The following is an 18784-nucleotide window of genomic DNA, read 5'->3' on the forward strand; positions in this document are numbered from 1 at the left end:
GGGTGCCCAATGGCGCCTGGGGCATGGGTTCTCGGCGGTACAAGGCAGTGCGCGATCAAGGGGTTTGCCCCTATCGCTCAAGGCATTCAAGTTGGTTCAAACTGTGTATACACAATACAGTGCACAAAACTAAGAGAAACGACAAAGACGGCGTGGGCATGGGGCCGGCGCCGCTGACGGGGGAGACAATGAGCGTAACCACGGAGGTCGCGGCAATCCGCGACGGGGTAACCCAGGGCACCAGGACGACAGGCGGCAGGGTTTCCTTTCGTGCCTGGGTGACGGTGGCAGTGGCTTTTGTCGGAATGGCGTTTGGCCAGACCGCGATCGCCTTCTTGACCCTGGGCGTATTCATGAAACCGCTTGGGCAGGAGTTCGGATGGAACCGCGGCCAAGTCGCGATGGCGTTATCGGTGGGGGCCTTCGTACTCCTGTTTTCCACGCCTCTGGTAGGCCGGCTGATCGACCGCATCGGCGTACGCCGGGTGCTTCTGCCATCGATGTTCGGATTCGGGCTGTCGCTCTGCGTGATGTACTTCTTCTCTGGGACACTGGTCCACTTCTACGGCATGTTCGTGCTGATCGGAGTTGTCGGAACCGCGGCGAACAACGTGTCCTATATTCGAGTGTTGAGTGCCTGGTTCATCAAATGCCGTGGGCTCGTCATAGGCGTTGCTTCGGCAGGCGTGGCCGCTGGCCAGGCCATCAGCGTTGCGCTGGCGCAGAGTCTGGTAACGCAATACGACTGGCGTGTCGCCTATCTGGGCCTTGGCTTGCTGGTGTTGGTGGCGGGGTTTCCCATCGTGGCCCTGTTCCTGCGCAACGAACCGGGTGATGTAGGCCAGGAGCCGTTCGGCGCGGAGGAGGCGGGCTTGCGCAGCGGCACACCCGCATTCAGCGTGTCGCGCGCCCAGGCGCTTCGCATGCCCGTGTTCTGGTCCCTGATATTCATCGCATTCTGCATGTCGATGTCGCTGCACGGCGTCCAGATCCACTTCGTTCCGTTGTTGATGGACAGCGGTATCTCGGCCGGAAAGGCCACCGCAGTCTTCATCGGCCTCCTGAGCGCGGGCTCCATCATCGGCCGAATCGCCACGGGCGTTCTCTTCGATCGCTTCTTCGCACCGCGTGTCGCGATGGTTGCATTCATGCTGCCGCTCGCCAGCCTCATGCTGGTATCCAGTGGCGTGGGGCTCTGGGCCTTCTACCCGATGGCCTTTTTCTTCGGGATTGGCCTGGGCGCGGAGTCGGATGTGCTGGGCTACTTCACGAGTCGCTATTTCGGCTTGAAGTCCATGGGCGAACTGTACGGCTACATCTTTGGAGCGTTCATGGCCGGGTCCGCCGCCGGTCCCGCCATCTACGGGCTTGTACAAGCGCGGACCGGAAGCTACGACTCCATTCTGATCGCATCGACCGTGATGCTGGTGATGGTTTGCGTGGTGTGCGCAACGTTGCCGCGCTTCAAGGACGTTCCCTCCGTCCAGACGTAGCCGCTGTCATCTCAGCTCCGGCGGCCTGGCCGGCGGGGCGCTGATTCGACAAGTTCTTCTCTTGGCCACACTTCCAGGCCCGCGTTGCCTCCGGCTCGCGGCCCAGGCCTCCTGTTGCTCAAAAAAAGGTTCGCTATGAAGCTCTCCACTATCGCTTTCGCTCTGACGATCACCGCGGCCGTCCCCGCCGCGCACTCGCAGTCGTCCGTTTCGCTGTTCGGTCTGGTCGACCAAAGCATTGCCCACATCACGAATGTGAACGCAGCCAAGGACTCGGTCACCAAAATGCCCTCCAATAGCTCCATCCCATCTCGTTGGGGGCTGCGTGGCACGGAGGACCTGGGGAACGGTTACAAGGCGGGCTTCGTATTGGAAAGCGGTTTTTCGCTTGATACGGGCGCTTCCATGCAGGGTGGCCGCCTGTTTGGCAGGCAAGCCCATGTGTCGCTGTCGACGCCCTATGGCACGGTCACCCTGGGCCGTCAGTACTCGATGTTGTTCTATTCCCTTTTCGGCGCGGACCAGTTGGGCCCGAATCTGTTCGGTTCGGCCAGTCTCGATCCTTACATCGCCAATGATAGGACCGACAATGCCATCGGTTTCCTGGGCAGGACGGGGGGCTTCCAATACGGGGCGACCTACAGTTTCGGACGCGATGCCGCGGCAACAGGCGGTCCCGCGGCCACCAACTGCGCGGGCGAGTCAGCCACCGATCGCAAGGCCTGCCGTCAATGGACGGCACTCTTGAAGTACGACGCGCCGACATGGGGCATCGCTGGTGCGTACGACAAGCTCCACGGTGGCCCCGGCGTCGTTTTTGGAGGGCCTGCCGCGTTGAACAACAGTGCCTACTACGAGGCTCGAACCACGGTGAATGGCTACGTACAGGTCGGCGGCCTGCGAGTCAGCGGCGGCTGGATCGGCCGAACGAATCGAAGCGCACAATCTTTCAGGCAAGACATGGTTTTCGCTGCGGTTGGCTACGCATTGACGCCCGCATTGTTTCTTGATGCCCAGGCATTCCGCTATACCAAGCGCCATAGCGACGATGACACCATGATGTACGTCGCCCGTGCCACCTACAGCTTGTCGAAACGTACGGCGGTGTATGTGACGGGGGGCTATCTGACCAACTCGGGCAACGCCGCCAATTCACTCGACGGCATGTCCGGTGCCGGTCCAGGCCTGAACCAGATCGGCGTGGCGGCGGGCATCCGCCATGCGTTCTGAGCCAGGAGGCCGCGCCATGGCGAGGATCAAGCCTGGGAGTCGGTGGGACGGTTTTTCACGAATTTTTCGATCAGCGCTTCCATGTACTGGCGCGTGACGGCCTCCGAGCCCTGGCTATCGCGTGCCTGCATCGCGGTGAGCAGCTTCTGGTCGTAGTGAAGCGCAATCTCGCGATTGGCGGGGTCCTTGTAGAACTCGTTGCGTGCGGCAAGGAACTGGTCTTCGAGCATGGTGGCGCAGCGTGCCAGGGGCACGTTGCGGCACATCGTCCGCCACGTAATGCGGTAGACGTAGTTTGCTTCGATGAATGTGCTCAGCCGATTGGATTGATGCGCTTGCAGCCCCTTCTCGAACGCTTTCTCCAAGGTCTTGAGCTCGTCGGCGGTACCGTCTTTGGCGGCGTGATAGGCGACCCTGGGATCGATCAGCATATGTGCTTCGAGCCGATCCGCGAAGTCTTCGAAAGAATCGCTTGGAAGGACGAACCCACGCTCGCTGCTTACGATCAAGCCGTCACGCGCCAACTGGAAAAGAGCCTCGCGAACGGGGGTCCTGGAAACGCCGTACTTTTGCGCGAGATCGACTTCCATCAAGCGCTGGCCCGGTTCGATCTCCCCTCTGCGCAGTCCTAGCCGGATGGCTTCGTAGACCTGTTCTCTCAGTGGTGCGCTTTGAACGATGAGGGGATTGGAAGATGTGCGGGCCATTTTTCTTGCTTTGAGCATGTGTCGATGTGGTGTGGGTGCGGTTCAGTCAGACACGTTGACGTGAGATGCCTATTAGAGCCGACTTTCTGCCGGCGTGCGTCGATACGAGCAATTTACCATTGAAAAAAATATGTTCTGTGTATACAGTACGCACAATTCAGTGCGCGGTCTGCGTACAGGAAAAAGGAGACAATCCCTATGCAACGGCCGCCTGTGGAACTTCATCGGCTCATCAGTCAAACCGTCGTCAATCCGAGCTTGAACGAACAACTGCGTTGTGATGCACGGTCCGTCTACACGCACTTCGGCATCCCGGCTGACCAGCAGGCGTTGCTGCTCGCGGATCCGCGGAAAGCGCTGGCAACGCTGAATGTCCACCCGAATCTGCAGTTCAAATTTCTTGCCGCGCTCGGCTTGCTCGGCCTCAAACCCGCCTCGATACAACCCTATCTGGAGACGCCTCATGGGCAAGCTCGTTAGCGCGGTCGCCACGTCGCACACCTTCGGGTTGCCCGATAACCATATCGAGGCGACGGAGCGCGTGGCGGAGGGCATGCGCGAGATCGGGAGGCGCGTGCGCGCTGCGAAGCCTGACATCCTGATCATTGTGTCCAGCGATCATCTGACCAATTTCGATCTCGACGTACAGATACCCTTCGCCGTGGGCATGGCGGATGGCTACGAACCGCTCGGCGATCTCGGCGTGCCTGTCCGGCGCTATCCCGGGAACCGTGGATTCGCCGCCGGTCTCGTGCAGTTTGCTTCGAACGATGGCTTCGATCTCGTCGGCCTGGAGCGCGTGCGCCCGGACCACGGCATTGCCGTGCCCAACGCGATGATCAATGTGCACGCGGACGTGCCACTGGTGCCGCTGTACATCAACACGGTCATGGAGACCATACCAACCTGCAAGCGCAGCTACGAGCTGGGAAGAGTCGTGGCCAGATACATCCGGGAGCAACGACCGAATGCGGAGCGTGTGGCGATCGTCGGATCCGGCGGCTTGTCGCATTGGATCTGCATGCCCGATTCCGGCCGCATCAACGAAGAATGGGACCGCGGGATCCTGGATCGCATCGCGTGCGGGCAGGGCCGCGAGCTCGCCACCTGGACGCCGGCCTCGATCATCGAGGCCGGCGGAAACGGCGGTCTCGAAATCGCCGCGTGGGCCTGCATGCTGGGCGCCGCGGGCGATGCCACGGGGTCGGCGATCTACTACGAGCCCATGCACAACTGGTGGACGGGAATGGGTGGCGTCGCCATGCACATCGATGCTGCCTGATGCACTCCGAGCCCAACCAACCTTTTTAGAAGGATCCGACATGACCTCTTCCTACCAACCACCGGACATCAGTGCGGAACTGGCCGCAATGGGTGTATCCAGCCGCCGTGTCATGGTCGATGGCCTCGACACGCATTACCTGGAGATCGGGCAAGGCCCGGTTCTGATCCTGGTGCACGGCGGGGGAGCCGGTGCCGATAGTTGGGGAAACTGGAGCGCCTGCCTGGAGGCCTACGCTCGACGTTTCCGTGTCATCGCCCCCGACATGCCCGGCTTTGGCCGCACGGCGAAGCCGGCGCCGCAGGAGTATGACTACAGCCAGTCCAGCCGCAACCGGCACATGCTGGCATTCATGGATGCGCTCGGGCTGCACTCGGTGAACCTGATCGGCAATTCGATGGGGGGGGCGACGAGCCTCGGCGTTGCCATGGCGCAGCCCCGCCGGGTCAACAAGCTTGTACTGATGGGCAGCGCCGGCCTGGGCATTTCGAATCCGGACCCGACCTACATGCAGGCCTTCGCGGGCTACGACCACACCGTGGAGGCCATGCGCCGCCTGATGCAGAGCCTGGGTGGATCGCGATACGAGATCGATGAGCGGCTGCTCATGTATCGCCACGCGCTCATGCAGGAACCCGCCGCGCAAGTGGCCATTGACGTCATTCGTCGCAGCCATCTCGTCTATGAACGCGCTCGGATTGCTGCCGTGCGGACGCCAACCCTGGTGGTCGGAGGCAAGGAAGACAAGATCGCCGTACTGGCCCGTACATATGGCTATCTGGAATTGATGGAGAACTCGTGGGGCTTCGTGCTGCCGCACGTCGGGCACTGGGCAATGATGGAGTCGCCGCGCGAGTTCGTCGCTGTCACGAGTGCATTTTTTTCTGATGACCTGTTCTGAAGCGTGAAGAGGCAACAGAACTGAAGGAGCAATGATGGAATCACCCATTACGTTTGTCGAAGACGAACTGCTGCGCAAGGTACCTTCGTGGCGCGACTATCTCTCGGCCAAACTCGGTTTTCGCAATCACTGGTATCCCGTGAAGCTATCGCGGGAAATCGGCGAGGCGCAGATCGCACAGGTGACGCTTTGCGGCGAGAAAATACTGATCAAGCGGGTGGACGGAAAACTGTTCGCCTTGCGGGATCAGTGCCTTCACCGCGGCGTGCCGTTCTCGCAGAAACTGGAGTGCTACACGAAAACGACGATCACCTGCTGGTATCACGGCTTCACCTACAAGTGGGAGAGCGGCGAACTGTGCGATATTCTTGCATCGCCGGACAGCAAGGCCATTGGACGGCGGGGCGTCAAGAGCTATCCGGTCGAAGAAGCAAAGGGTGTCGTATTCGTCTTCCTCGGGGATGATGACTTCGACGTGCCACCGCTGGCCGAAGACGTGCCGCCCATGTTTCTGGACGAGGACATGGCGCTGGAAGGCGATTCCTACGTCGTGGAATCCAACTGGCGAGTCGGCTGCGAAAATGGCTTCGATGGACTGCATGTCTATATCCATAGAACCTCGCCGCTGGTCAACGACACACAACGGTCCCTGCCGATTGGCCACACGGCCGAATCCGGAAAGATCGAGCTGAGAGAAGCCCCCGGAGAGCCCAAGGGCGTATATGACTCGTTCGCCCACCACCACAGTCTCTGGGAAGGCCGTGTCGAAGGGGATGTGGTCGTCAAAGGGGTGCGCAACTCGCGTGCGGATGGTGCTCCGAGCCGTACGACGGCCGCGTCACTGTGGATGCCCGGCGTCTTGCGCGTGGACGATTTTCCCGATGCGGGACGTCATCAATTCGAGTGGTACGTTCCTATCGACGAGAACACCCACTACTACCTCATCATGATCGGCAAACGGGTCAGCTCGCCCGAGGAGGCGCTGGCCCACGAGCAGGAGTTCTGGAGCCGCTGGAAGCCCGTATCGCTCGACGGATTCAACAATCAGGATGTCGAGGCCAGGCTGGCCCTGCAGAGCTTCTACAAACGCGACCGGGCGTGGCTGGAAGAAATGTTGATCGAAGGCGACTATCCCATCATCGCCTGGCGGGAGCTGGCGCACCGTCATAACCGTGGGGTGCAGTGCCCGGAGCATCTGGGCTGACGGCCGCGAGGCGACCGGCGGATCGGTCGGTCGCCGTCGCGACGTCGAATTCGACAAGTTGAGCGCAATGAGCCAAGGAATGCGTCTTCCACCCCTGCTTTCGTTGAAAGCCTTCGAAGCCGCGGCCCGGCATCTTTCATTTACCGCCGCCGGAAGCGAGCTGCACCTGACTCAGGGGGCTATCAGTCGCCACGTCAAGCTGCTGGAAACCTACCTGAAGGCGAAGCTTTTCACACGCTATATTCGGCGCGTGGAATTGACTGAAATCGGTCAGGAGTACTTCCTGTCCGTGCAGAACGCCTTGCTGGACATCGAACGAGCAACCATCTCGGCAAGGCGGGATTCACGGCGGCGAATCACGCTCGATGTGCTCCCCACCTTGAACTCGCTTTGGGTCATGCCGCGCCTGGCGAGTTTTACCGAAGCGCACCCCAACATCGAGTTGCGGCTGGTGTCCTCGATCAGTCCCGTTGATTTTCGCACGCATGAAGTTGACGTGGCCATTCGAGTGGGGCGGTTTCCGGGACGCAGGTATCCCAAGCGATGCCCGCGCATCGAGCTGGAAATGGTGGGTAGCTGGAAGGACGTCACGGCCCAGTATCTTTTCCCTGACGTACTCATTCCGGTCATATCGCGCAAATTACTCGAGCAGGGAAGACCGATCGAGGCGCCGGCCGATCTTCTTTCGTATCGGCTGATTCATACGGCCAGTCGCCGCTATGCCTGGGGTGACTGGTTGGCGAACCACGGCCTGCGTGTGCCGGCCAGATCCGATCAACTGGACTTCGGCCACTTCTTCATGGCGATTCGCGGTGCGAAAGACTGCAAGGGGGTTGCCATCGTTCCCAGGATTTTCTTCGAGATTTTCCCCCACGATCCCGACCTCGTCTGTCCGCTGCCTGGGGAGATCGAAAGCGCCGGCGCCTATTATTTATTAACCCGGGAGTCGCAGAGCGACGATCCATGCATCCGCCTGCTGGCGGAATGGATCCTGGCCGAAGCGGAGCATGTTGCCGGCGGGCCGCCGGCGCAAGCCTGAAAGGCGCGCCCCGCCCGATCAAGCGCTATTCCGCACGGATGTTCAACTGGCCTTCCCTGACCACCCGGGCCCACTTCTCCTGTTCGTTTTTCATCGTGGTGTATAGCTCCAAGGTTGAGCTTCCCTTGACGACAACCCCCTGCTTTGCAAGCGTGAACATGATTTCCGGTTCTGCCAGGACGGCTTGGATCCTGGTTTGAATGTCCGCAGCGAGTTTCGCGCCCATTCCTTTTGGCCCGAACAAGGCGTACCACGCTTCACCGTTGAAACCCGGGAGGCCGCTCGCGCTCAGGGTGTCGAGCGCGGGGAAGTTCGGATCTCGCGTCGCACTGATGACGCCCATGATCCGGAGCTTGCCTTCTTTCTGGAACGGTACTGCCTGATGTACGGGCAGGAACATCGTCTTGACATGGCCCGCAAGCACGTCGGTGATCGCTCCCGATGCTCCCTTGTACGCGACGTGACTCATCTGGAGCCCCGCCATCAGGCACATCTGCTCCATCCAGAGATGGTGGAAGGTTCCTTTGCCAGGCGATGCATAGTCGACCGTTCCCGGCCGGGCCCTGACGTAGGCCAGGAACTGCGGAAAATTCCCGGCTGGCAACGATGGATGGATGACCAGGGCGAAGTTGGTGGAACACAGATTGGAAATCGGGGTGAATCCATCGAGCACGTTGATCGGAGCGTTGGGGTATAGCAATGGCAAGGTCATTATCGACGCCGCGGTGATCATCAGTGTCGACCCGTCCGGCGGCGCTTTCGTGACCATTTCGTAGCCGATCAGTCCGGAGGCGCCCGGACGGTTGTCGATAACGACCGGACGATCCACCCGTGCGGTCAGACGGGGCCCGACAAGCCGAGCGGCCAGGTCGGGAGTGGTTCCTGGCGCGTGCGGCACGATGAGCCGAATCGGTCCGCTGCCGCCGTCCAGCGTCGTGGCGACCCCGGGCGCTGTCGGTATTGCCGCTCCCGCGAGCGTTGCCGCTCCACCGCGCAAGAGTTTGCGCCGTTCGTGGGAAAAATTCGATGACGAGTTGCGATCCATGGTGTCCCCGGATGCCGTTAGCGGTTGCATGATGTGGGCGCGTCGATCAGAAGAGAACGGACGCCTGGGCTTTCACCTGGATGCCGGTGGGAGCGACGTGTGCCAGGCTGTCAGGATGTCGTTGAACGCCTGTGGCGATTCGAAGTGAGCCGAATGGCCCGCGTTCGGAATGATGTGGAACCGCGAGGACGGTACGCGCTTCTGGACAGCCTCGACCAGCGGTGGGGGGAAAAGGATGTCTTCGTATCCGACGACAAAGAGTATGGGTATCCGGGTGGCAACCAGGTCGTCCAGCGGTCGAACGCGCTGCGTTCCAGTCAGTGTTCGCAGTCCGACACTGTTGAAGCTCGCGATCTGGCCGTACAGGGCGACCTTGTCCGGGTCCCCGGCACGGGTGGTGGAACCCAGCACACGCTCGGCCTGGCCGAGATTGGCGGTAGCTCGCTGGACGGCATCCATGCCGGCCCGCAGGGAGGTGGGCAACTCAATGCCGATCAACGTATCGGCCAGGACCAGGCCGGCGACGCGTTCAGGATACTGGCAAGTGAAGAGGACACAGCACCCGCCGCCCATGGACTGTCCGACCAGTACCGCCTGGCGCAGGTCCAGTGCGCGCCAGAGGTGGTCCAGGTCGTCGACGAAGCCGTCCCGACCGAGCCCTTCCGCATCGCTCGATTTCCCGAAACCGCGCGCGTCTACCGTGATCAACCGGAAACGGTCCGCCAGCCCGGCAATCTGGGGAAACCAACTGGCATGATTTCCACCCATCCCGTGAAGCAGCACCAGCGTTGGCCCGCTGCCATGGACCTCGTAGTACAGCTGGCTTTGGCCTGAAGAGAAATAGGGCATGGTCGATCCGCCTATTCCCAGGTGGCGAAAGCCATTGCGCAACCCGTTCCGGCCGGACTGCGGTAGCACGGGATGTAGTCGACCAGGTCCATCTTCATGCCCTCTACCGCGCCGGCCAAGGCGGACCAGCATCGAAACTCGGAATTGCCGGATTGCAGCTTCTCGAGGGGCATGCCGAGATGGCCATCGGGCTTGCCCGACGCCATGATCTCGAGGAAGTTTCGATCGAATTCCTCATCCACCACGAAGTGGCTGAGGCCGCCAGTGGCGATCACCGCGACGCGGATATCGTCTGGCCACGATTCGACGGCCGCTCTGATGGATTGGCCGAGCTGGTAGGCGCGCCCCGGCGTGATCTGAGTCGGCGGGTAGTAGGTGTTGATGCTGATCGGAATGATCGGATAGATCTTCGCGGCCATCATCTTGTAGTAGACGTAGCCGAACGAGTGGCTCATTCCCTGATCAGGCGGCAGGTAGCGCGAATGGGCGGGGTCGAAGCCGTTGTTCATCAGATGATCGATGATCTTCAAGGCGCGCCCGGAGTCGACCGGGTATTCCTTTTCCTGCTGGGGATACCAGAGGTCCTGGTTCAGGCGGGGATCGTACTTCCACTTCATGATGCCTTGGGGCTTGTATGGCAGCGCATCGCCGCAGAAAACCTGGATGGCCGGCATGTTGTCGTCGTCAAAAACCTCCTTGTGGTCATCGCCGATGACGATGACCAGATCGGGGTTGACCGCATCGAGGCGACGGATGAGTTCGGCCATCGCCCTTTGATTGGCCATGTGGCGTTCGGCCATCTTCTCCATGGTGATCTCGTCGATGACGGCCGGGCTTGCCCTGCCCAGTAGCTCGTCGTACGAGACGCTCTTGCCGTCGAAATCATGAAGCGCAAAGAAATTTTTGTCGTCCACCGCGGCGCGGGCAAGCCACGCCGAGGGCTCCATCAACAACGCGGGGCTATGTGAGGATCCAATGCCCATTACGATCTTGGCCATGTCTTTTCCTTGTATGTGAGCGTTGATTCGTTCTTTTGGCTGTATGTGGCGAAGCCGCTTGTCACGCCGCCTTCAAGCCTGCCGGCGGCAGGCTTGCGTTCGTGTCTTCCAGCATTTCCCTGGCAATGACGGCTCGAGCCTTCACGAGCCGCTTGCCTATGCGCAGCTCTTTCGGATCGTTGACGCAGGTAATGCCGATAATGGCGCCCGCCGCGAGGTGGTAGATGGCGAACCGCCGGGTGTCGGGGTCACCGCGGACGGCCAAGTCATCACCTTGCGTCGAACCGAAGACGTTGATGTTCAAGTCGTACTGGTCAGACCAGTAGCCGCATATCTCCGCGTAGCCGGCGTGCGCGTCAACGAGCGCATGGCCGACATGCCGGCCATGCGCGGCTGCATGGTGCCAGCTCTCGTGCTTCTCGTGCCGGCCCGAGATGTCGTTGAAGGCATAGGCGACTTCTCCCGCCGCGAACACACCATCGGCGCTGGTCCTACCCAGGCCATCCACTGCAATTCCCATGGCCCCGCAGTCGATGCCGGCACTCTGCGCCAGTGTGATCTCCGGTGTGACGCCTATGCCGACGACAATCAGGTCGGCGACCAGGGTCGTGTCGTCGGAAAGGGTTACCGTGTGGCTGTCGTTGCCGTATTCGAATCCGACGGGATACGTGTTGCATCGGATGGCTACGCCGTGTGCCGAATGAGCCTGCTGCAGCACGTGGCTCAATAGCGGGGGCGCGGTTCGTGCCATCAGCCGGGGACCGGCTTCGATCACCGTCGTGGCGATCCCGCGCTGTACGGCGACCGCGGCAACTTCCAGGCCGATGACTCCGCCGCCGATGACGATCAGGCTCGAGGCCCGCTTCATTGCCACGCGCAGCGCCAACGCATCGTCGAGCGTGCGCAGATAGAACACCCCCGGCGTCGCAGGCGACAGCAATGGGAGGACCTTCGGGCGAGAGCCCGTTGCCAGCACGAGCCGCCCGTAGTCAATGGTGTCACCGTTATCAAGCATCACGCACCGAAGCGAAGGGTCGAGCGCGGTGACGGCACGACCTCGCAGCAACGTCACGTCCTGCCCCTCATACGTTTCCTGTTCCCGCAGAAGAATCGTCGATTCCGCACCGGTTTTCAGCAGTACGTCCTTGGACAGCGGCGGCCGATCATAGGGATAGTGCGGCTCCTCGCCGATCATGGTCACGCGGCCTGCGTAACTGGCATCCTTGAGTCCGTCGAGAACACTGACCGCGGCGAGTCCGGAGCCAACGATGACGATGCCTGGTTCAGCATCCATATGGGTTTCCTGAGTCACGGATGTCTCCTTCGTGGATGCCGTCAATCCACACGCAGAGCCGCGCCGGCCCCAACCTGGAAATCCGTGCCCTTGCCCAGGATGATGGCCGCCGATCTCACCCGATACCACTCGGGATGCGCTGCCACGGCAGGCGCCTTGCCTTGCTCGAGATCGTCGGCGGATCGAAGCAGCCATTTGCGGAAGCCGACGATGGCGGCGTCCCCGGATCCCAAGGTTTCCCTGGATCGATCGACTATCGGCCCCATGCTTTCTTGAACCGCGGTATCTTGCATGCCTATGCCTTCGATACCCGTTGAGCTGCGCAGCCGTTGTTCCGTTCGGTCGCGCTTGTAGTCGTTGTGGCGATTGACCAGGGGTCGGTAAGAGCCGTCGTCCATGACCCGGGTATGTACGCCGCCATGGTCCAGCTCGTGAGCTTCCAGGGGGCGCGCGGCATTCCAGGTCATGGTGAACAACCAGCAGTTGTGGTCATCGATGGGAACCCAGGCGTGTCCCATGATCGGCCCGCCCTGCTGGTTCGGAGCGATCATGGTGTAGAAGGGCGCGAGGAACTGCGTGACGCGCCAGTAATAGTCGTCCTCCGCGGCATTGCGGCGAGCGCCGATTGCCATCCCATAGTCGGTATGACGCACGAAGAATCGGGGAGCGGTGTCCGAAGCAAGATATGGAATCCTGGAGTTCGGCGAGATCTGCCGCTGGCGGAACGGGATGGAGGTATCCTCGTCGAGCAGGCTGTGCAGGATGCCGACGTGGCTTGAATCGATCCCTCCTTCGACACCCTGCGCGTAATTGGTTTCCTGCAACCGCTTGCTGATATAGCGGTGCGCGGGGGGAACGAGACCCCATTCGATTTCCGGCGGCACCGTGGGCATATGTTCCGGCTCGCCCATGTATGCCCAGACCAGGCCACCCCATTCGACGATGGGATAGGACTGGATCCTGGTCTCGTCCTTGAGCGGGGTGTCGGCTGGTTCGGCAGGCATGTCCACGACATTGCCCCGCGTGTCGAATTTCCACCCGTGATAGACGCAGCGCAGGCCGCATTGCTCGTTGCGGCCCAGGAGCAGATCGACACGTCGGTGAGGGCAATAGCGGTCGAGCAGGCCGAGCTTTCCCTCCGAGTCCCGAAAGGCAACCAGATCCTCTCCCAACAGGCGCACCGCCACGGGTGGGCCGTCGCGCTCGGCAACCTCTTCTGGCATGAGAAAGGGCATCCAGAAGCGGCGAAAGACGTTTCCCATCGGTGTCCCGGGGCCGACGCGAGTCAGTTTTTCATTGTTCTCTTGGCTGAACATGGTGCTCTCTCGAATTCAGTTGATTAGGCCGAAAACTTTCCCGTCTTCCACTTCGACAGCGTAGGTGCGCAGCGCGCGCTTGCACGGGAATTCGGTGGCCTGGCCCGTGGTCACATCGAACGCCCCGCCGTGCAAGGGGCAATGAATGATCTTTCCTTCGAGCTCGCCGCCGGACAGCGAGACGAGGCCGTGCGTGCACAAGTCGTCGGTCAGGTACAGTTCGCCGTCCACCTTGTAGAGCGCGAGCGCGTCGTCGCGCTCCGGGGCACAGACTTGGTGCGGCCGACCTTCGGGAACGTCCGAAATTTCACACAGGAGGATTCTTTTGGTCACGAGCCTATCCTCAGGGGGCTTTGCATCTTCTTCAGGAGCGCTGCGACGCTCAGCGCGGTGATGCGTCCGGTTTTCGGGTTCTCGGACGGAATGTTCTCGATGCTCATCGTGAACGAGGCCGAGTCGGCATCGACATGAATAGTGTGGGTATTCCGCGTGAGTGCGGGATCCGCCCAGATTTCGAGCTGGGTGCGGTCCGGGCCGATTCCGGCCAATGACAAGGCGACAGCGACGTTCAAGTTGGCCGGAAAGCCGACAGCCGCCTCGCGAGCGGTTCCATTGAAGATGCGCGTCGGCTCTTTTATGTCGTCGATGGCAATGCCGTGGGCTTCCAGGTACGGTGCGCCGAGCAGGCCCTTCACCGGTTTGCGGGTCACCATTCGAACCGAATGGATGGTGCCTTCCGCAGCCGCCGTGACGGCGTCCAGGCCAAGTAGCGCACCGGTCGGGACCAGGATCTGACCCCCGTGCTTTTCGGCCAGCTTGATCAGGTCAGGGTTGGCAAGTAGCGCGCCCGAACTGAGGACGACGAGTTTTTTCCCCGCCCTGAGCACCGGGGTGGCAATAGCGGGCAGCAGCGCGGCGGGAGCACATTCGACCACGATGTCGCACAGTTCGGCGAGCCGCTCGATCGGGACACATTGGGGTGTTTGGACCAGGCCAGACAGGAACGCCGTATGCTTGGCCGGATTCCTGACGGCAATCGCCGCGAGCTCAAGTCCGAGTATTCCCTTGTCGAGAATCGTTGCCAACGAGTTGCCAATCGCACCCAGGCCGGCAATGCCGACCCGCTCTGGTGCGCGCCCATCCGCTAACTTCATATCGCCTCCAGTTGAACGCCTTTACCGCGTCATGGAGGGATCGTAGGTTTAAGGTCCGAGGGCGAACAAACGATTTTCTTGGAGGGATTGGATCACTTGCATTCATGCATGCCCGCTGGCACCGCGGATTTCAACCCTAGAACTTATAACTGACCCTCACCCAGAAGTTCCGGGGCGTTCCATAGTTGTAGCCGTTGTATCCCCCCAAGCCGCTGTAGTAGCGCTTGTCGGTCAGGTTGTCGATGCTGACCGACGCGGCCACCTGCTTGTTGAATTCATACCGCGCCCTGACTCCCAGCACGGTCACGCCGCCTTGCGTCGCGCGTCCGAGTCCGTCCAGTTCGTCATAGTGGATCGCACTCTGATAACTCACGCTGCCACCCAGGGTCAGCTTGTTCCATTCGCCCGGAAGCCGGTAGCTGGCGGCCAACCTGAACAGGCGCTGGGGGTAGTTGGGCAGCAGCAGGGCGCCTTCGTTGTCGCGCTTGGCGAAGTAGGTGTATCCGCTCATCACTTGCAGGCCGCGTACCACTTCGCCGGTGGCCGTGATCTCGAAACCCTTGCTGCGAGCTCCCGGGACGGAACGGTATGGCGCGCTGCCGTCAGGCAGCGGGGTGCCGCCGGGGTCTTCCACCGGCACGTTGGCTTCTTGTGTCCGGAAGATGGCGAAGCTGCTGTTGAGCTTGCCGTCCAGATGCTCGCCCTTCAGGCCCAGTTCGTAGTTCCTGCCGGTTTGAGGCGGAAGCAGGGCGTTGCCGGCGTCGCGCTCGGACCTGGGGATGAAGATCCGGGTATAGCTGGCGTAGGCCGAGAAGGTGTCGTTCAGGTCCAGGACCGCGCCCGCGTAGGGGGTGAACTGGCCGTTGGCCTTGGTGGTCGGGTTGATGGTCCAGAGGTCGGCGGGGCCGTTGTAGGACGATGATTTTTCCTGGTACCAGGTGGCGCGGGCGCCGAGGATCACCGACAGCGGTTCGGCGATGCGCAGGCGGGTCGAACCGTAGACGGCGGTTTCCTTCGCGTCCAGGAAGGTGTTGTAGAACGTATAGAACTGGCTGGGTCTGGGAAAATCCTGCAACTGGTAGAAGTTCAGCGGGCGGCGATCCCAACCGTTGGGGTTGGCGGAATTGAGGTTCAGCTTGCTGGTGTAGTCGTTGATGCTCAGGCCCACGGCGGCCCGGTGTTCCCGGCCGAACGCCCGGAGGGGACCGGTGGCGTATACGTCGAAGGATTTGTTGACGGACGTGGCGGGGTTGTCGCGGATCTCGATGGTGGAGGCGCCGGTCTGGTCGACGGGCAGGTATTCGAACAGGTAGCCCCAGGTGGCCTTGCGCTCGTTCTTCAGGCGGCTGGCGTCCATCTTGACGCGCCAGCCGTTGGCGAAGCGATGGTCCAGCGTGACGAATACTTTGTCGCTGTACATGTCCCACTGGCTCCAGGGCGTGCCGGGGTTGAACGAACGCGGGAAGTCGGTGCGCGCGCCGTTGCTGTAGAACAAGGGCGCCTGTCCGAAATTGGCGCCGTCGATGGCGGTCTTCTGGTGTTCGTAGCCCAGGCTCAGCGTGGTGTTCGCCGCGATGTCGGCTTCCAGGATGCCGTACACGATGTCGTCGGACCGCTTCTTGTAGTCGATGAAGCTGTCGCCCGAGGTGCGCGAGACGATGGCCCTGCCGCGCAGGGTGCCGGTGCCGTTCAGGGGGCCGCCCACGTCCAGCTCCAGGTTGTAGTTGCTCCAGCGGCCGGCGCCGACGGTGGCGCGGCCGGCGAATTCGGACGTGGGCCGCTTGCGCACCAGGTTGACGGATCCGCCCGGTTCGCCCACGCCGTTGAGCAGCCCGGCCGCGCCGCGCACGACTTCGACGCGGTCGTAGATCACCGTGTTCAGCATGCCGATCTCGGCCGCGGGCGTCTTGAAGGAAAAGGTGGGCACGCCGTCGATCAGGGTGTTCAAGGCGAAACCGCGCGACGTGAAGGTGACGCGTTCGTCGAGCTTTTCGGCGACGACGCCGGGTGTCTGGCGCAGCACGTCGTCAAGGGTGACCAGGTTCTGGTCGTCCATCTGCTGGCGCGTGACGACGCTGATGGATTGCGGCGTTTCGCGTAGGGACAGGTCCATGCGGGTCGCGGCGGCCGCGGCCGGGGTGGTATACGAGCCGGTGCCTTCGCTGGGCGCATCGCCGTCGCGTTGGCCGGTCACGCTGATGGCGGGCAGCGCGGTCACTTCGCCCTGTTGCGCGCGTTGCAGCGTATAGCCGCCGTCGGCGCGCCGCAAGGGCGCCAGTCCGCTGCCTTCCAGCAGCTTGCGCAGGCCGTCCTCGAACGCATGGGTGCCGCTCAATCCCTGCGTGCGCAGGTCCCGCGTCAAGGCCGGATCGAACGACAACAGCACGCCGGCGCGCGCGGCGTAGGCCGACAGCGCCGGGCCCAACGGGCCGGGCGCGATGGCGGCGGCAGCGGGCGCCTGGGCATGGACGGGCGTCGCCATCGCGGCCAGCGGTAGCGCGAGGACCGTGGCGCCGCGCAGGATGCGGCGGGACGCGCTTGCGCGCAAACGTGGGAAACGCGGGGGCATGACGGGGTACTCCAAGGATGGGTCTTACCCTCGTAGCCAGTTGAAACGCGAAAAGCGCTAAGCGTGTTACAAACTTTTCCCGGTCGCCGATCGTGGCAGGACCGACACCCAGTAGCGGGTGCGATAGCGCAGGCGCAGCGGCAGGGTGTCGGCGACGGTAGCCAGTACGCGATCGATGTCCGCCAGCGGGAACGCGCCCGAGATCGGCAGGCGCGCCACGTCGGGGGCGCAGTCGATCCAGCCGCTGCGGTAGCGTTGCAGTTCGGCCAGGAAGTCCTTCAGGGGCATGCCGTCCACCTGCAGCATGCCAAGTTGCCAGGCGGACGGGTCGCCGGACAGCGGTTCGGGCGGGGAGGCCAGGCCATCGCCGAAGCGCAGGCCCATGCCGGCCGGTACCAGGCGCGCGCCGCCGGCCTCGGCGCCGCGCGGCAGCACGCGCACCGCGCCCTCCAGCACCTGCACGAACGAGACGCCATCGTCGCGCCGCACGACGAAACGCGTACCCAGAGCGGTGATGCTGCCTTCCCGGGTACGGACGATGAAGGGGCGGGCGACAGGTTCGGGATCCGGCGCGGTTTCGACCAGGATCTCGCCGGCATGCAGCGCGATCAGCCGCTGCCGGGCATCGAACAACACGTCCATCGCCGTGGCGGTGTTGAGAACGACGCGGCTATGGTCCGCCAGCAGCACTTCGCGCCGCGCGCCGACCGCGGTCCGGTACTGCGCGGTCCAGCCGCGCCAGGTGTCGTCGCGATACGCCAGCCAGCCCGCGCCGCCGGCGCCGGCCAGCAGCACCAGCTTGCCCAGGGCGCGCCGGCGCGCGGGCGAGCGCGGCCGGCTCAGCACGGGCAGCATGCCGTCGGGCAGCGCCTCGAAGCGGCGCGTCAGGGCTTCGATGCGTTGCCAGGCGCGTTCATGTTCGGGATCGGCGTGGCGCCAGTTCCGCCAGGCCTCGCGGTCGGCCTTGCCGGCGGCGCCCGAGGTCAGCCGCAGAAACCATTCCACCGAACCGTCCAGCGCGCGCGGGTCGATGCCTTTTTCCTCGCCGGCGCTCACGGCGCCAGCCCCAGGCACTGGCGCAGGGCGCGCCCGATGTACAGCCGCACCGAGCAGACCGACACGCGCAGGACCTTGGCGATCTCGGCATGAGTCATACCTTCCAGCTGGCACAGCAGGAAGGCGCGCCGCACAGGAACGGGCAGGCCGTCGAGCATGGCATCGATCTCGCACAGGGTTTCCAGCGCCATCGCGCGGGCTTCGGGCGAAGGCGCCAGCGGCTCGGGCAGTTGCGCCAGGGTCTCCAGGTAGGCGCGCTCCAGGTCCCGGCGCCGCAGGTGGTTCACCATCAGGCCGTGCGCGACGGTCGCGAGGTACGAACGGGGCTCGCGGATATTGCCAGGCTCGCGGCGCGACAGTACCCGCAGGTAGGTGTCGTGCACCAGGTCGGCGGCGTCCAGGGCGTTCCCTAGCTTTTTGCGCAACCAGCCCTGCAGCCAGCCCTGGTGGTCCTGGTAAAGCGCATGCAGGGAATGCGGCGGGGTGGGGTCGGAGGCAGCCATGGGAGACACGCCAACAGAAATGAGAATGACTATAATTTACAATATAAGACCTGCGAGCGGGGACTGGTGCCGGGCGAGTGGGACTGCAAGACCCATGCTTCCGGCCGTCTCTTGCTGCTCATTTGCCGACCCTTGAAATCGGGC

Annotated in this window: 18 protein-coding genes; 7 read left to right on the top strand and 11 right to left on the bottom strand. The window is 62.6% G+C overall.

Annotation, left to right across the window (positions count from 1 at the left end):
* Positions 1–188 precede the first annotated feature (188 nt).
* Both AC1Q6E_RS23490 and AC1Q6E_RS23495 read left to right on the top strand, forming a co-directional pair.
* Positions 189–1493, top strand: a complete 1305-nt coding sequence (locus AC1Q6E_RS23490; RefSeq protein ID WP_492573607.1) for an MFS transporter — start codon at positions 189–191, stop codon at positions 1491–1493.
* Positions 1494–1628: 135 nt separating this feature from the next.
* Entirely contained in the window at positions 1629–2723 is a 1095-nt protein-coding gene (locus AC1Q6E_RS23495; protein WP_152792936.1) for a porin, read from the top strand.
* Between the two features lie 26 nt (positions 2724–2749).
* Here AC1Q6E_RS23495 and AC1Q6E_RS23500 read toward each other — a convergent pair whose 3' ends face one another.
* On the bottom strand, positions 2750–3448 hold the full coding sequence (locus tag AC1Q6E_RS23500) for a GntR family transcriptional regulator (RefSeq protein ID WP_152792935.1): 699 nt from the start codon (positions 3446–3448) through the stop codon (positions 2750–2752).
* Positions 3449–3628: 180 nt separating this feature from the next.
* Between AC1Q6E_RS23500 and AC1Q6E_RS23505 the strand changes: the two genes are divergently transcribed.
* The 5 genes from AC1Q6E_RS23505 (at position 3629) to AC1Q6E_RS23525 (ending at position 7856) form a co-directional block, all read left to right on the top strand.
* Positions 3629–3910, top strand: a complete 282-nt coding sequence (locus AC1Q6E_RS23505) for a hypothetical protein (RefSeq protein WP_296555873.1) — start codon at positions 3629–3631, stop codon at positions 3908–3910.
* Positions 3894–4712: a DODA-type extradiol aromatic ring-opening family dioxygenase gene (locus AC1Q6E_RS23510; RefSeq protein WP_296555871.1), complete on the top strand. Its 819-nt coding sequence runs from the start codon at positions 3894–3896 to the stop codon at positions 4710–4712. Before AC1Q6E_RS23505 ends, AC1Q6E_RS23510 begins: the two co-directional genes overlap by 17 nt.
* Before the next feature lie 40 nt (positions 4713–4752).
* Positions 4753–5613, top strand: a complete 861-nt coding sequence (locus tag AC1Q6E_RS23515) for an alpha/beta fold hydrolase (RefSeq protein WP_296555869.1) — start codon at positions 4753–4755, stop codon at positions 5611–5613.
* A gap of 34 nt (positions 5614–5647) precedes the next feature.
* Complete coding sequence (locus tag AC1Q6E_RS23520) at positions 5648–6817, top strand: Rieske 2Fe-2S domain-containing protein (protein WP_296555867.1); 1170 nt, start codon at positions 5648–5650, stop codon at positions 6815–6817.
* Positions 6818–6896: 79 nt separating this feature from the next.
* Positions 6897–7856 (top strand): LysR substrate-binding domain-containing protein, encoded by a 960-nt coding sequence (locus tag AC1Q6E_RS23525; RefSeq protein WP_296555865.1) that lies wholly within the window; start codon positions 6897–6899, stop codon positions 7854–7856.
* 25 nt (positions 7857–7881) lie between these two features.
* Here the strand turns inward: AC1Q6E_RS23525 and AC1Q6E_RS23530 are convergent, their stop codons facing one another.
* From AC1Q6E_RS23530 to AC1Q6E_RS23575, 10 genes are all read right to left on the bottom strand, one after another.
* Complete coding sequence (locus AC1Q6E_RS23530) at positions 7882–8901, bottom strand: tripartite tricarboxylate transporter substrate-binding protein (RefSeq protein ID WP_296555863.1); 1020 nt, start codon at positions 8899–8901, stop codon at positions 7882–7884.
* A 72-nt stretch (positions 8902–8973) separates the two neighbouring features.
* Positions 8974–9750, bottom strand: a complete 777-nt coding sequence (locus AC1Q6E_RS23535; protein ID WP_492573608.1) for an alpha/beta fold hydrolase — start codon at positions 9748–9750, stop codon at positions 8974–8976.
* Between the two features lie 11 nt (positions 9751–9761).
* Positions 9762–10748: a DODA-type extradiol aromatic ring-opening family dioxygenase gene (locus tag AC1Q6E_RS23540; RefSeq protein ID WP_152792928.1), complete on the bottom strand. Its 987-nt coding sequence runs from the start codon at positions 10746–10748 to the stop codon at positions 9762–9764.
* A gap of 61 nt (positions 10749–10809) precedes the next feature.
* Positions 10810–12060, bottom strand: coding sequence for an NAD(P)/FAD-dependent oxidoreductase (locus tag AC1Q6E_RS23545; protein ID WP_152792927.1), 1251 nt, complete (start codon positions 12058–12060; stop codon positions 10810–10812).
* Between the two features lie 23 nt (positions 12061–12083).
* Positions 12084–13358: a Rieske 2Fe-2S domain-containing protein gene (locus tag AC1Q6E_RS23550; protein WP_296555859.1), complete on the bottom strand. Its 1275-nt coding sequence runs from the start codon at positions 13356–13358 to the stop codon at positions 12084–12086.
* Positions 13359–13373: 15 nt separating this feature from the next.
* A complete protein-coding gene (locus AC1Q6E_RS23555; protein ID WP_296555857.1) occupies positions 13374–13691 on the bottom strand; it encodes a non-heme iron oxygenase ferredoxin subunit in 318 nt (105 codons plus the stop codon).
* Positions 13688–14512 (bottom strand): aspartate dehydrogenase, encoded by an 825-nt coding sequence (locus AC1Q6E_RS23560; RefSeq protein ID WP_152792926.1) that lies wholly within the window; start codon positions 14510–14512, stop codon positions 13688–13690. The genes AC1Q6E_RS23555 and AC1Q6E_RS23560 overlap by 4 nt, the downstream gene beginning before the upstream one ends.
* A gap of 136 nt (positions 14513–14648) precedes the next feature.
* On the bottom strand, positions 14649–17081 hold the full coding sequence (locus AC1Q6E_RS23565; RefSeq protein ID WP_492573609.1) for a TonB-dependent siderophore receptor: 2433 nt from the start codon (positions 17079–17081) through the stop codon (positions 14649–14651).
* A gap of 66 nt (positions 17082–17147) precedes the next feature.
* Entirely contained in the window at positions 17148–18137 is a 990-nt protein-coding gene (locus tag AC1Q6E_RS23570; RefSeq protein ID WP_492573610.1) for a FecR domain-containing protein, read from the bottom strand.
* Positions 18134–18640 carry a sigma-70 family RNA polymerase sigma factor gene (locus AC1Q6E_RS23575; protein WP_152792924.1) on the bottom strand — a complete coding sequence of 169 codons (507 nt, stop codon included), beginning with the start codon at positions 18638–18640 and terminating at the stop codon, positions 18134–18136. The genes AC1Q6E_RS23570 and AC1Q6E_RS23575 overlap by 4 nt, the downstream gene beginning before the upstream one ends.
* Between the last annotated feature and the right edge of the window lie 144 nt (positions 18641–18784).

Source organism: Pigmentiphaga sp. MLSB6-MA01 (assembly GCF_058793475.1).